This window comes from Alicyclobacillus herbarius DSM 13609, assembly GCF_000430585.1.
GTDB classification, from domain to species: domain Bacteria; phylum Bacillota; class Bacilli; order Alicyclobacillales; family Alicyclobacillaceae; genus Alicyclobacillus_G; species Alicyclobacillus_G herbarius.
Genome location: NZ_AUMH01000011.1, coordinates 1 through 14,008 on the forward strand (window position 1 = coordinate 1; position 14,008 = coordinate 14,008).

At 55.8% G+C, this 14,008-nt stretch carries 16 protein-coding genes and 2 pseudogenes; all 18 read right to left on the reverse strand.

Translation table 11 applies throughout. The features are described 5' to 3' along the window. Positions 1–254: transposase (locus tag H522_RS0108730; RefSeq protein WP_026962125.1), on the reverse strand; the 254-nt coding region annotated here is incomplete at its 3' end. Between the two features lie 92 nt (positions 255–346). Further along, positions 347–1,306, reverse strand: a pseudogene (locus H522_RS18505) (IS1595 family transposase); the annotation flags it as partial. Beyond that, on the reverse strand, positions 1,303–1,659 hold the full coding sequence (locus H522_RS0108740) for a hypothetical protein (protein ID WP_155836306.1): 357 nt from the start codon (positions 1,657–1,659) through the stop codon (positions 1,303–1,305). The gene H522_RS0108740 and the pseudogene H522_RS18505, both read right to left, overlap by 4 nt. A gap of 199 nt (positions 1,660–1,858) precedes the next feature. Then, positions 1,859–2,497, reverse strand: coding sequence for a distal tail protein Dit (locus tag H522_RS0108745; RefSeq protein ID WP_026962018.1), 639 nt, complete (start codon positions 2,495–2,497; stop codon positions 1,859–1,861). Between the two features lie 213 nt (positions 2,498–2,710). Then, a pseudogene (locus tag H522_RS0108750) lies at positions 2,711–4,336 on the reverse strand (phage tail tape measure protein); the annotation flags it as partial. Positions 4,337–4,349: 13 nt separating this feature from the next. Then, complete coding sequence (locus H522_RS18510) at positions 4,350–5,303, reverse strand: hypothetical protein (RefSeq protein WP_211230665.1); 954 nt, start codon at positions 5,301–5,303, stop codon at positions 4,350–4,352. Positions 5,304–5,423: 120 nt separating this feature from the next. After that, a complete protein-coding gene (locus H522_RS0108760) occupies positions 5,424–5,762 on the reverse strand; it encodes a DUF2190 family protein (protein ID WP_026962020.1) in 339 nt (112 codons plus the stop codon). 26 nt (positions 5,763–5,788) lie between these two features. Then, entirely contained in the window at positions 5,789–6,439 is a 651-nt protein-coding gene (locus H522_RS21495; protein ID WP_026962021.1) for a hypothetical protein, read from the reverse strand. A gap of 501 nt (positions 6,440–6,940) precedes the next feature. Continuing rightward, positions 6,941–7,174 carry a hypothetical protein gene (locus H522_RS0108770; RefSeq protein WP_026962022.1) on the reverse strand — a complete coding sequence of 78 codons (234 nt, stop codon included), beginning with the start codon at positions 7,172–7,174 and terminating at the stop codon, positions 6,941–6,943. After that, positions 7,171–7,380 carry a hypothetical protein gene (locus H522_RS0108775; RefSeq protein WP_026962023.1) on the reverse strand — a complete coding sequence of 70 codons (210 nt, stop codon included), beginning with the start codon at positions 7,378–7,380 and terminating at the stop codon, positions 7,171–7,173. Before H522_RS0108775 ends, H522_RS0108770 begins: the two co-directional genes overlap by 4 nt. A gap of 7 nt (positions 7,381–7,387) precedes the next feature. After that, positions 7,388–9,073 (reverse strand): hypothetical protein, encoded by a 1,686-nt coding sequence (locus tag H522_RS20495; RefSeq protein ID WP_051344090.1) that lies wholly within the window; start codon positions 9,071–9,073, stop codon positions 7,388–7,390. Between the two features lie 53 nt (positions 9,074–9,126). Next, entirely contained in the window at positions 9,127–9,333 is a 207-nt protein-coding gene (locus H522_RS20500; protein ID WP_051344091.1) for a hypothetical protein, read from the reverse strand. After that, positions 9,333–9,713, reverse strand: a complete 381-nt coding sequence (locus H522_RS21935; protein WP_211230666.1) for a hypothetical protein — start codon at positions 9,711–9,713, stop codon at positions 9,333–9,335. Before H522_RS21935 ends, H522_RS20500 begins: the two co-directional genes overlap by 1 nt. Positions 9,714–10,175: 462 nt before the next feature. Further along, positions 10,176–10,847: a phage portal protein gene (locus H522_RS21940; protein ID WP_211230667.1), complete on the reverse strand. Its 672-nt coding sequence runs from the start codon at positions 10,845–10,847 to the stop codon at positions 10,176–10,178. A gap of 54 nt (positions 10,848–10,901) precedes the next feature. Beyond that, the gene (locus tag H522_RS18525) at positions 10,902–12,035 is read right to left on the reverse strand and encodes a PBSX family phage terminase large subunit (RefSeq protein WP_211230668.1); all 1,134 of its coding nucleotides are present in this window, start codon (positions 12,033–12,035) and stop codon (positions 10,902–10,904) included. 41 nt (positions 12,036–12,076) lie between these two features. Beyond that, complete coding sequence (locus H522_RS20505; protein ID WP_051344093.1) at positions 12,077–12,469, reverse strand: hypothetical protein; 393 nt, start codon at positions 12,467–12,469, stop codon at positions 12,077–12,079. Positions 12,470–12,478: 9 nt separating this feature from the next. Continuing rightward, positions 12,479–12,775: a phage terminase small subunit gene (gene terS / locus H522_RS20510; protein ID WP_051344094.1), complete on the reverse strand. Its 297-nt coding sequence runs from the start codon at positions 12,773–12,775 to the stop codon at positions 12,479–12,481. A 76-nt stretch (positions 12,776–12,851) separates the two neighbouring features. Beyond that, a complete protein-coding gene (locus H522_RS0108800) occupies positions 12,852–13,925 on the reverse strand; it encodes a ParA family protein (protein WP_026962024.1) in 1,074 nt (357 codons plus the stop codon). Positions 13,926–14,008 lie beyond the last annotated feature (83 nt).

The window sequence follows — 14,008 nt, forward strand, 5'->3', positions numbered from 1 at the left end:
ACATCCACCTGCATCGTAAGTTCACCGATCTTAGCCCGAGCCTCCTGCAACTCCTTCTCCAGCTCCTGCTCCCTCGTAGAGGGTCCGGACTGAAGTCCAGCCCGTCCACCAGCCAGGAATGCTTCACGCCACCTGTAATACAGACTCTGGGCCACGCCATGCCGCCGACAAACCTCGCTGATGTTCGCACCGGGCATCATGCCCTCGAGCACGATGTTCATCTTTTCGTCCACTGTCCACTTACGTCCCGGCATCACAAACACCTCTACTTCATCTTAACCCATCCCTTCTGTCTGGGTTGACTCTGGGGCAAGTATAGTGCGAATACTTTACGCCATCCGAAAACACTAACGGTGACTTGATTAGAACGTTTGGACATGTCTCGTAATAACGCCCGTTTTGCTTCATAGGGCGACAGGTGTTTGTATCGCTCCAAGAATCTGAACCAGAACAGATAATTATCCAGATACTTCGTTGCAACGCCTTGGAAGCGTTCCATCCACTTTTTCAATCGCTTGTAATATGAATTCACGTGCTGTACGTGGTAGATGCCTTTACGGACATGCTGACCTTTCCGCACATTAATTACTTCGTGATATAGTCCCTTCATCCTTGCAAATGCAATGTAGTTTCGTGCGGAGTCTGTGCAAAGCAAGGAACCTGGTGCAAGGCGTGAGCCGAGTACAGCGTCGATTTCTGTTGCGGTAATGCGACCTCGACCTGCATTCTGTGCAACAACGCCTCCGTCTCGATCAATCGCAACCACAACGCACACTTGTTCCTTGCTGATGCCCCGTTGCTTCGCTGCACCGCCGCGCTTCCTCGATTTCCGAAAAGCAACAGGTTTCCGACCTTTGTGAGACTCCAAGAAGAAGGTTTCGTCGGACTCCACAATCCCGTTCAGCGTGTCGTGACCAAGTGAGCGAAGGGCATATAACACTTTGTGTCGCCAATAAAATGCAGTGGATACATGAATACCAAGCAGTTTAGCGATTTTGGGCAGAGTCAGACCATCCAACATGCACTCGATAAACTTCAGCCATTTGTCAGAGTAACGTGTACCCGCAAGTGGGCTTGCGGTCATATCGTTAAATGACTTTCCACAATCCTTACATAGATACCTCTGGCGACTGCGGTACGTCCCGTTTCGTTTTACCATCTTGCTACCGCAATGGACGTACGCCAGCCCTGAACTAAATCGACTGTCTCGCACATCTTCCGCCACTTTGTCCAACTTTAACCGTGGTTCAGGGAAAAGCGTGTTCTTAATAGCTTCAAACAGGGCCAGTTTTTCGCCTTGGCTCAATTCATCAAAGTCTTCGTACTAAACTCTTCTTGATATTGTTCCCGGAAAGCGCGGGCCTTCTCAATTAATTCATCTTTCCTACTATAGGCGTGTTCAAGCATGAACATAAGCCCTTCTAGCTGATCTTTATTGATCTTACCATGTCTAAAAAGATTTTGAACTACACGTTTATCATTTTCCAAAGTTCGTTCGCATTCTGGTATTCCTCTCGTCGCCTCATAGAGTTTCAATATAGCATCGTCTGCTTCTCTCTTGTTAAGCTCATAATAAATACGATTAAATATTTTTTTCACAATGAATTTTCCAACCGCTTTCCCAATTATGGCACTAAGCATGTACTCACCCGCATTCAACATATTTACTTATGTTGTTCCACAAAAAGGTCAAAATTCCTCTCTAACTGATGTCTTTACTCGCTGTTCAAGCGGAACCGATGCTATCCAGTCGGCACTGCGATCGCCAACAGACAAGTTATCTGGAGATTTTATTTGCAAAAAGGCAATTGAAAAGGCACCACGACGCTTCATAGGTTTGTTCCCGATTACCAATTTCTCATATCCACCTCTCTCGATACTGAAAAGTCACGTTCACCCCTGCTCCCGCCGTGTCCATTTCCGTGACCGTGTTCTGCCCAGGTTGAAGTTGCGGAAAGTCGCCCTGCCAATACTGGAGTGCGTTCTCGCCGTTCAGCGTCACTGTGTAGTGGCCGGTGTCGATGACCACGATGTCACCTGCTCCGATGTTGCCGGTGTAGGTCACGGACACGCCGCCGATGGTGAGCGTCACTCCGGCCGTGGTGGACTCGCCGCCCGCCGCGCCATAGTTCGTCACGCCCAGCCCCGTGGCCGCGTACTCCGTGGACGCCGAACCCGGTGCCTTGAGTGTGATAACCAGCGGGCAGGCGGCCGTGCCATTGTTCGCGAGAGACGTTTGCCCCTGGTACGGCGCTTCCCACTCGATGCGTTTTTCCTCGATGGCATACGCGAATGGATCGGACGCCAAAAACGGAACCGTGAACTTTCCTTGTCTGGCCACCATCTCGACTTCGGATGTCCCGGAGCATCGCACCAGGTAGAATTTGTCCAGCTCGCTGTCGAGAACAAGCTGCTGAGTCCCGGCGCGCGGGTCCAGCCAACTTGCCACATCGCGGGCTCGCTGCCGCAATTCCTGTTCTGAACGGGCATAGATCACAGATCACACAGTCCAGGTTGATTTGCCGAACATCGTAATCGAAACCCAGGTCCAACTGTCCCGGCCGCCCCACGAGGCTGGTAAACCTGTCGCGAGTCGACGGCATGAGGTAGAAGTTGGACCGCGTCAGCCAAACATTGAACTCTCCGGAATGGTGACCGGCAAACGTGAATCCCGGGGATTGGTTTGGCATTAGACCCGTGACAATCATGGTCATCGCCCCTTCCCCATGGCCCGCTGCACTTTCGCGTTTTCCTCGTACAGCTGCCGCATGGTGTTCTGAATGCTTCGTAGGTCACTGTCGTTTCGCACGACCACCGTGCAAATGAGCGGGGCGTTATACTGATTCATGTTGCTATTGGTAATCTGTTGCGCCCCAAATTGCCGTCCGGAAACCGCAGCAAGCGCTGGAGATGGAGCACTAAACGTGATTGTGTTCGCGATTTGCTCCGACGCCGACTTGACCAAATCCTCAGCTCGGAGCATGCCCTTAGCAAGCCCTTGCACCACGTATCCGCCGTATTCCGCCATGAGGCGGGACGGAGAGTTGATGCCCAAGACTTTCGCTATCGGACCAGGAATGATGGCCTTGGCCCAGCTGATGAGCTTACCGGCCAGCCACCCTCCAAGGCCGTGGATTCCATTCCAGATGCCGTAAACGATGTTTCGCCCAATGGACGCCATACGCCCTGGCAAACTCGTAAACGCATTGACGATTCGGGATGCCATATCTCGGACGTACGAGATGGCCCGACTCGCGCCGTTTGCAATTCCGCGCACGAATCGACTCATACCACTGCCCGCTCGGCAGACCATGCTCGACGCCCAGCTTGCGATGCGGGAGATGGCTCCCGAAACAAACCGCACAATGGCATTGAGCGCGCTTGTTGCAAAATTACCAATGCGGCTCACCGAACCCGATACAAACCGGCCGACAGATCCAAGCGCAGAGGATGCGAACTTTCCCAGCGAACCCAAATCCTTACTCGCGAAACCCCCGAGGATGGATAGGCCTTTGGACGCAAAGCTGCCGAGCAGACCCGCGATTCGACCAACAAACCACAGATTGAACAGGCCATGCAGGAGCTGGACAGCGCCGGTAAATATCTGCTTGACCGCGTCCCACATGCCCTTCCAATCGCCTGTGAATAGCGCCACGAAAAACTTGATAATACCCGAGATGACGTTTATCGCGCCTTTGATCACCAGGACGATGGAGTTGATGTAGAACATCACTGTGTCTGCGGCGAACTTGAAAACGTACTTGAATATCACGCCCAGCCACTGCATCACCGGCTCCAGTTCCGTCCGGAGTTTCGGCCACTGTTGGGTGATATAGGCTATCAGGCTTGTAACGATGGGCGCCACATAGTTGTAGACCTCTTGGAACTTGGCCTCAATCTGGCTCCAAAGTTGCATCGTGATGTCTCGGATGCCGCCGAAGTTGTTCTGCCAGGCCAAGTACAGGAGACCAGCTGCAGCTGCGATTCCAGCGATGATGCCGAGGATCGGCAAAGCCGTTGCGCTGAATCCGGCCATAGCTCCCGAAATCAGACCAAATCCAGCCGCGATTTGTGGCAGGAACCCAATAAGCATGAGCATTGGCCCAGCCAATAACAACAGGACGGCTGCCGCGGCCGCCCCGTATGCGATGAAGCTCTGCACCGGACCCGGGAGCGATGTAAAGGCGCTGACCAGGTCGGCAAGCGCGTTTGAGACGGTTTGTAGGACAGGCGTGAACCGGCTCCCAACCGCGATCTCCACCGATTCAACAGCTCCACTTAGCTGATCCAGAGCACCGTTCAGGTTATCCCGCATGACCTGCGCAGCCTTCTCTGACGCGCCCCCGGATTTAGGGCAGGGTCAATTCCTGCACGGCGTTGGCAGGAGACGCATACACACCCCGACGGGCCCGCCCGACAATCTGGCTCACCACCAGGCGGCTCAGGTCCGCGCCCGAGGCGTCCACCCGCAGGTCGTGCTTGACCAGCTCGACAAAGTACTTCTGCGGGTCGATCAGGTACGCCTTGCCCGGGTCGACTCCGTCGTATGTGTAGGTTTTCTCGCCCACCGTCACGCTGTAGCCATCGTAGAAGATGAGCGTGTCAATCTGGCTGATGGCCGGATAAATGGTCCCGCCAATCTGCTGCCGCTGCAGGGCTTCCTCGATGTCCCACTGGTTGCTGGAATGAGCCAGCAGAACCGTCGGACGGCGCGGAGACAGGGTGTCCTTGTTTTTGTCCTTGGCCGCGTCGATGAGACCCTGCTTGATGGTATTACGCAACTTCTCCAGATACGTTGCGCCCTCCGTCGCCGCCGCCGTTTTGTTCTTGGCCGCGTAGTTGTACGTGAGGATCGGCGACAGGTGAATGTGGTTGAGCAGGGCGTTATAGGCCTCGCCCATGGCCCGGTTCAGCTCGGCCAGCTGCCAGGTCTTGTCCCACTCCTGGATGTTCTCCGTATATTCAAAACCGGCCGCATACGTGATAATGGGCACGGTATCCTTCGGACCGACTACCCGCGTGCCAAACTTGACTTCCTCCAGTTCGGCGTGCTGTAAGAACACAATGCGCGCGCCCACCATCGGCGAGATGTCCACAAACTCGGTCAGGTTGGCGTCCGTAATATTGCGGTAAATGGGTTGGTACAACAGAGGCACCTGCTCCCGCCCCAATTGCAAGTCCACAACCGTCTTCTGCACCAACTGGTCCAGTCCAGCAGGCGTGGTAATCATCTCACCAATGGGTCGCGTCAGTTGAAAGACTTCCATTTCACCGTTGACAATCTGTGTCTGAACCGCCTTCATCTCACCAGTAGGAGAGAGATAAGTCACACGGATGTTATGGGTACCCTGGCGGCGCTGTGCGCGCTAGGTTTCAAGCGTAATGACTTTTGGCATTCATTCCACCTCCATAGTGGGATTCGTTTAAACCTGCGGCCCGAGCAGGAACCAGATGACGTTGTTCGCATCCTTGGCGACCGTCACGCGCCCGACTAGGCGATTGGCTCCGCTACCGTCCGCCGTGGTCAGGACCTTGTTCGTCGCATTGAAGTACACGGCGTCCCCTGCGTTGAACGCATCAGCTGTGTTAACCTGGCTGGTCTCATATTCGCCGGGCTCTATATTCAGCACGACCTGTTCGTTGGCATTCGCAGAATTTACGGCCAGCCCCAAGAAGCCGCCCTCCAACACAAAATCTCCCTGATTGACCGCAGCTGCGGCCGTGACTTTGACCGACTTTCCTTCAGCAACCAAACGTCCCACTTACAACACCTCCAAGAATGGATTCATTAGATGGACACGCGAGACACCGCGAGACCATCCATGCTGGCACTTCCACGGTTGTCTTGACGGCCGTGTACCGGCGCCGAATTGAACAGGCCCGACAGCGCCGTCTTGACGTCCTCCTGCTCCAGCATTTCGCCCACGGCCTTACGAATGGCCGCCTCGTCGGCGTTCTCCGGAACGTGGAGCATCCGCTTGACCAAAAGACGCGCGGCCTCCGCCACCACCATTTCACCGATCACCTTGTCGATGAGCTGTTCATGCGCTTGACGAGCCTGCTGCAGCTGCATCTCGCGTGCGGTCTTTACGGCGGATAGAACAGCCTCCGGCTGTGCGTCCCGACCGAGTCCAAACAGCTCGGCCATCTCACCGATGACGTTTGCCCGGGTCTCCAGCGCACGGTACTGGTCGCCCCCGATCTCCTTGGCCAGGTTCTGAAAGTCCCACCCCATCTCGCCGCAGATTGCGGCCATCGTCGTGTTCTTGGCCTGCAACTGCTGGCGCAGTTGGGCAAGAAGCTCCTGCAGGTCGATTTCGACAGCTTCGGCAGACCGAATATGGACACCTGACGGATGACACCGGCGCGAATCCAGCGCTTCAAGTCGGCCGCCGCCTTGTCGATGACGCCACGGAAATAGGCCTTGCCGTTCTCCCACTTCGCACCGACCCAATGCGTGGCAGGCGGGAGGAACTGCGTGCTGACGTCCTCGGCCTTTTGGTGGCCCAGGAACCCTGGGAGTCCTGTCGTCATGACCTCGCCGACAATGCGTTGCAGTGCCTCTGGACGGTAGTTCCAACCGCGTTTGGACTTCCCAGCAGGGACTTCCACGACAACCTCCATAGGGTCGTCGTCTCCCGACTTAATCTTGGAAAGGTCGGCCCATGGTGCCACCGGAACGTCGTTGACTCCCATTTCACCGGTTACAGATGCCTCTAGACGGACCATCTCACCAAACGCCAATCCCTTCACCTCCCTTCCGGGCATGAAAAAGGCGCCGGTTCAGTCGGCACCTGTGCTTACTTTGATGGTTTTTGCGCGGCCGCCAACGTGGTTATCGTCGCCGGCTTCTGCGATAGGATCTTGGGGGCCCACTGCCCGCCCTAGCCTTGGCGAACAAACGTTCTGGACTGCGGATTGTACCGGCTGATGTGCCCGCTCATGTCGCCTCCCTCCTTTCCGTGACCTCCAGCGCAAGGCTAACGCGCGGCGGCTCACCGTCGTTTTCTTCGACGTGGCAAGCCACCATGCGCACACCGAACGGTAGCTCCGCGAGTGCGCGCCGGATCTCGGCCACATAATTGAAATCAGCCAGCGTCACTGGACGGCTGACCGATTCTGGCGTATCAGGTATGGGAGGTGTCATGCCTTTTGGCCAATGTTCGTGCATCATGGTATCGCCCCCGGTAGAACGGGCGGCAGGGTTGGCACATCGCCGCTCTCGTCAAGGAATTCTATTGGCTCCGGCAGGCGGAACCGCATGATGTAAAGCGCCGAGTACGGATCCTGGAGATGGTTCGTCACCGTCTGATCCCAGGTCGGAAAGCCTATCGGCATGCCTTCCAGCCCCATGGCCGTCGACTCAATGAGCTGCGTCAAAATAGGATCACCGGAAAGCCTTCCATCCTCCCATGTTACCTCTGCGATCTCTTTTGCATATATCCATCGGAATCGCGCCGTGAACTTCATGCCGTTGCCAGCACCCCCAATACCCAGGCGACATATTCGGGATCGCGCTCGGGTTCGTACAATCCGTAGAACACCATTCCATGCCCATGCTCATCAGCTCGAAGAAGCGACCATCATAGTCTTTGCCCATGTATGAATCCGTGAACCGGTCGAAGCGCGTCATCTCGTTCGGATCATACCGTGGGCCGAGCCATTTGAGAGGTTCACCCGCCGTCCGGTATTCGTAGAACGCCTGCTCCATTTGCACCAGCTTCGGCACCCAGGCCTCGCAACGGTACGTCAACTCATGCAGCGTCACAGACGGACTCGCCGAAGACCGCAGAGATATCGTCTCTGCCATTCCGCCCTGTTGGTAGTACGATCTCTCTGTGCTCATTTTCGCAAAGATCTGCCTGCCGCGGAAGGCATCGACCCAATCTTTCGGCAGATAGCGAAGCTGCCCTTTTAGCCGTTGCACGGCTTCATCATCCGAAATTACCAGGACGGCGATCTCAGTGTCATCGTTCATCTTTCGAACCGGATCTAGAATGTCCCGCACCAAATTGGGCCGGTCAAGTAGCTTCTCCATAGCCTTACGCCTGCGCTGCTCTACCTGGCGGTACTCATCCAGCAGGCGCTGCTTATCTGCTGTTATACCTTGCATCCGGTTCTTGTCCAATTGCTCGGCGATCTGGCTTCTACGCTTGACAGTCCGCAACAGCTCACGCTTGAGTTCTCCAATTCGCCGATCCAACTCTCCGCGGAGGATGTCCCCGATCTCAAGCACATCATCCAAGGTTCGCGCGCCACGAGCAAGACGGTTCTCCACGTCTCGCACATACTGTGGCACGTTCCGACCTTCATGCAGGCCAGGAATCGGAATCTGCACCGTGCGACTTGGCCGCCGCAGGAACGACCTCGGCAGGCCATTGTACCAGCTCTCGATGTCCGGCTGCGATTGCGGATTGTCGACCCACTGCCGAAGACGCTGGACAAACTGGTCCGTGTCCTCGAGGCGAGGGACGATGACGCACCGACACCATGGATGGGGTTTGCTCGGCTCGTCCCCCTCTTTCCAAAAACCATTGCCGTCATGGGGGGCATAGGTGTCACAAATGTCTGTGTGCGGGTGATTGCTGCTCAGCCTCCAGTATACTCCTTCATAACTGGGGGTGGCGCGATAGGATTGCACCGCGCCTTCATGAAACGCATGGTGCAATTCCGTCACCGCCAGGCGCATAGCCTCCATGCTGATGTCGCGCGACACCTTCAGACTTCGTCGGGTCTCGTCCTTAAACGCTGTCCATACTCCGGGTTGCAGGTATTGCTGAACCTGCCGCCCCAATACCCGGCTGTTGAGTCCGCGGGTCACGGCGTCCTCTACCATCTTGGTCAGGGCATTTCGCGCGTTTTGCGACGTACGCCAAATGCGGTCCGAGACCTTCAGCCCATCGTTTCGGGTGCGGGACAATACGGCCAGAACGGCCTGCTCGTTGATGGACGCGAACATAGCCTTGATGGAAGCCTGGTCAAACACGTCCTTGAGCACGTCCAGAGCCACCTGCTCTGCCCCGTCCGTGGCATCCTGGGCCGCAAGCTTGATGCCGGAATAAATGGCCGACAACAGGTCCTTGTTCAGCGTATCCGCCGCTTGCTCCAGTTTCTTGGCGAGTGCCGTCAGGTGCCCCGCCGCAGGGTTCCTGGCGTCACCTGTTGGATCTCCGCGCGCAGTTGCTTGGCCACGCGGGTGTAGACCGCCTTCACCTGGCGCACAGTGGCTGCCTCCTGCTTGGCCAACCTGTCTCGCGCAGCCATTAGGTAATCAGCGTAGTCCTTGTCTGGGAGCAAGTCGTACCACTCACGCTCACTGATGACCTTTTCCATTAGGCATCATCCGGGGCAGCAGGATTCACGCCGGTTTGCCCCTGTGCGCCGCTTGAATTCACGGGTAGGCCATCTATGCCTTCCCCGTCTCGCAGGCGCTGGACAAGAGCAAATCCGCGGGCTACACGGCGACGTTCATCCTCGTCCGCCTCTGGGTCCACCCACGGGAGCATCTGCGGTACAAAGTTCCGTAGTAACTCAGCCGCGGCATCGATGGATACCAGCCCCGCCTCGACACCTGTGGACAGGCCGTTGATGAGTGTGTTGATGGTCGTCGCAACCTCTGCGTCATCCTGCAGGCTGACCTCGTCCCACTCGATACGGGCGTCGTAGCTGTCCAGGGTCCGGTTCTCCACCTTGGCCCACATCGCCAGAAACATTGACGCCAGCTCCCCGAACGGTTCTCGAACTGGCCGCGCTTGCGGTGGATTTTCCGCATGAGCGGCACCATTTGTTCGCTGACACTGGCCTTGGACGACTGCACCGCCGTGCCGAAAGCAAACTCCGGGGTTTCGGTCACGTCCACAATGCAGAAGTAGAGGAACTTCAGTAGCATGGTGACTCCGGCCAGGCCGCTGTCCGCCGTAATGAACTCGGCATCCTCCCCGTCTTGCAGGAAGAAGATTTCTCGACCGGAGAAATTGATCCGACCGGATTTCACTTCCTCGTCCGAAAAGTTGTCCGCCAGGAATTTGCGCACGTCCTTGAGCTTGAACTTGACCTTGGGACGGCTGAACATCTTTGAGCCCTGTACGGCAAACAGCATTACGTCATGATAGGCACGCAGGTACGGCTCGACGGCTTCCAATTCGCTGACACCGTACATCCGGTATTCCTCCGCCTCATTTTTGAAATGGACGATAGGGGATGAATCCCCATGGATTCGGCTCCGTCTTGTCCTGGGCCCGTACTTCCGCAGGTGCCCGGCTGTCGGCCGTGATGACATGCTGCTCCGCGTTCCAAGTCTCGTCGACCACGTATTGCTGGATGACTCTCCCGTCCGCATCCCGGAGCGTGACAGGGTGCCGGATGACCACCTGCGCCCACTCGCCTGTAACGGGGTCTAGTACAGGCGTCACCCACTCCGGCGGGACCAATTGCAGCTGGAACTGCAGCAATCTGCTAAATTTGTCGGGATAGCGTGACAACTGCACGAATACGTCGCCGTCTCGCAGCGCGTTGCGGACCGTGCGCAGGAGCTTCCCCCGCCAGCGCGTGAAGTGCTCCTCAAGGACCTGGTCTGCGTCCGGATCATCGTGCGAGAAGTGCGGTACGCCCATGAACCCAGCTATGGTGTTAATAATGGGCTTAGCAAAGGCGGCTCCAAGCTTATATTGCTCGTTCGTATTCCGGTAGAGTTCCCGGGCCAGCGTATAGTCCACCCGGGAGCTGTCCGGCGTGTACGGTGCGGTGAAGTCCGACACGGACCACATCTGTTGGCGAAGTGCATTGATTTCGCCAATGGCGCGCCGCCACCAGCTGTGCCGGACTGTTTTCGTGCGCACATCAGGCATAGAACCTCACCCCCTTCAGCGCCTGCCGAATGTCCTCATCCATGGGCGGGTGATTCAGGTTTGTGTATATCGCATACCGCAGGGCATCCAAAGCGTGGCATTCTGTTTGAGCGGCTTGTCCTCGCCGCGTTGTTGGGCCTTAGGGTCCCATACGTAGGACGCGAATTCACGCCGCAGATGCGTCCAGGATTCATGCACGAACAGATCCCCATCCGCCAGAAGGCGTCCCACCAGCTGGATGCCTTCCAGCACTGCATTGTCGGCGTCGACCACGTGCAGCCCCCGCCGGCGCAACTGAAGCGCAAAGGATGCGGCCGCCGGGTCCAGGTAAATCGTCACCCGGTCGCGCACATCCTCAAGCCATGCTTCTACGTCATCGGCATACTGAGCGTCCGTCTTCTGGCGGCCCATTTCCCGACTGTCGAAGTAGTACTCGCTCAGGACGTACCATCGACCGCCATATCGCCCCACAAGCTCCACAGTCGTTGGGTTTGTCGTCCCATAGTCCCCGCCGGCGATAAGCCGGTCGCATTCATGCGGGTGGGGAACGTCACTGACCACGTGCCACGATTCGCCCCACATGTCGTAGACCGCGCCCTCAGCCTGCACCCATAACCCCAAAATGAACCGCTTGTACCAAAGGCCCGTATACTCACGCTTGAGCGCCTCGACATAGGCCGGATCAAGGTTGAGATTGTCCTCCAGTTCGAAATGCCAGGCCTTCAGATCCAACCCCGGCCGGTCGAGATACCCAATCTTGAGCCAGTGAAATGGGTTGTCCGGGTTCGTCGTGCCGAAGAACTTGGCCCCCGGCACCGACAGGCGGGACGTGAGCATACGGAAGAAGCCCTCCGGCCAGTGCGTGATCTCGTCGCCGTAGGCCCCAGCCAGGGTCAAGCCGCGGATTTTATTCTCCGCGCGCTCGTCGTTCGCGCCGGCCACGTACATCCGGCGGCCGCAGACGTAGTCACCCTCGCCACGGTTGTAGTGGTATAACCGCGGTCCAAGGATTTGCTCCATGACGTCCAGGATATTGCGCTTAAGCGTGCGCTCCGTCTTGCCGACCATCAGCAGGTCGCCCACGGGCCCCGTGGCGATGTAGTCCAACCACCGAACGATGCTGGCTATGGTCTTGCCCGAACGAACCGCGCCTTCCCAGATGTTCAGGCGAGCATCGCTCTCGCGCATCGATCGAAGCTGCTTCGGACTGAACCGGCCCCACTGGAAGCTCATTCATCGCCACTGTCCCGGATCTCCTTGACCAAGCTGTCCAGGCTGCCGGGGTCCGTGTCCGACACCTTCTCGACTTTGTGCTTGAGGTCGAGCAGTGTCGTCTTGCGTTCCTGCACCCGCGTCAACGCCTCCTCAATGCGCTGGATGCGGTCAAGAGCCGCTTCACGGCGCTCGCTCCGGATATCCGTGTCTCCATGCAGTTCACTGGACTGTTCGCTCCGATCCTCAAACTGCAGGACCATATCCGGACCTTCCTGCAGGCGCCGGATGCGCTGAAGCATGCGGCGTTCGCGAATCTCGAGCAGACGGATTTCACGGTCGAGTTGGGCAGCGACATCGGTATCGACTAACGAAAAAAGGACCCGCTCTTCTTCATCGAGCGCGTCCAAATAGATGGCCTAGTATTCGCCGGTCACGACAGCCTTCTTGTTACCGGGCGGCCCGCCTGGTCCGCCACGGTTCCCGACGGCGTTCCTATTGCCTCGAGGTGCCCCGGGTCGTTTCGTAACGTTACTTTTCAATTCGGTAACGTTACTGTTCAGTCGTACATTCCATCGGTCTTGGTTTTTCCATTTTCGGACTTGGGTGTCGAGCACTCCAAGAGCTTTTGCAATATCCTTCAACTTCATCTTTCCGCCCGATTCACGCCACATCTGAAATGCACGGTCGCGTTCCGGGCTGCGCTGGCGAGGCACTACATCTCACCCCACCTCCAAAAACTGGGTTGAGTTGGTTTCAGGAAAAAGAAAACCCGCCTAAGCGGCAACGTAACTACAAACGATTTACAACGTCTTCGATCGCTGCGCGGCATTTTTCAATCTGGTCAGGATTCACCTGAGCCGTTTCCCCATACAAGTTGAACCGCCCAGGTCTCATTTCTGTAAGCGGTATTCCTTGATTAGCTGCTACAACACCCGCTGAATTAAAATCCCGTAAATCGATATGGTAATTTGCGACAAACTCATGTAGTGTATTAATAGAAGAGTCCCTTGGTGTGAATCGATCAGGATTCTTTTGAAACTGAACCCATGCATTTTCCTGAATCACAGAGGACAGACCAGCAAAGGCTTTGGCAGTTCCTTGGAATTGGGCAAACCGGTTCCCGACAAGCAAGTGAACCTTTGGCAGTTCTAACCCAGCTTGAGAAGCTAATGCCGCGAATGTGTAATTCTGATACACGGGATGAGGAATATTCACTCCGTATACTAATCCAAATAACGCACCTACACCTGTTCTTGATGAATCATCAGCGTTAAAGGGAACTATAATTCTGTCTGCAGCCACTATGGCCTGTTGTGTATACAGTGCAAAACTGGGGTTGGTATCAATAAATATGGTTATGTTCCCATCAAACTCTTGAGCCACAAGGTCACATAAATCTCGTGCCCAGAGAATAACGTTTCTCCAGGTATTTGTTAATGTCCCTTGTGGATTAGCATAGTACGACAATGCAGATAACAATATCTCGAGATTTCCGTCTCCTGGAATTATGAATACATTTTCAGGGAGACTATGATTTATTTCCGATACTTTATGTACAAACTGCTTTACATTTAACGATTCTGCTGGCCGTGTAGCACCGAGATTACTCAGTTGGTCACTGAAGAAACCAACTATCGTTCTCGGCTTATCATCGGTCTGGATTTTGAGGAGAGTTGACTCACCTTGCGTACCTCCTCCAAAGTATGTCATAGTAGCGTTGGCTTGCGGGCAAAGATCAAGTATCAATACTTTTTCATCTGGATGTTTAGCTGCATACTCAGACCCTAGATGAAACGTGAGTGTACTCTTGCCAACGCCACCTTTATTGTTCCATAGCACATATCTTTTCTTGATATTTCCCATGTTCTCAACCTCCCCTCCAAAATATTCTCCAATCACAGCAATTATCCTGCTAATCTGTCTGATATATAGTCATGACCGCACGC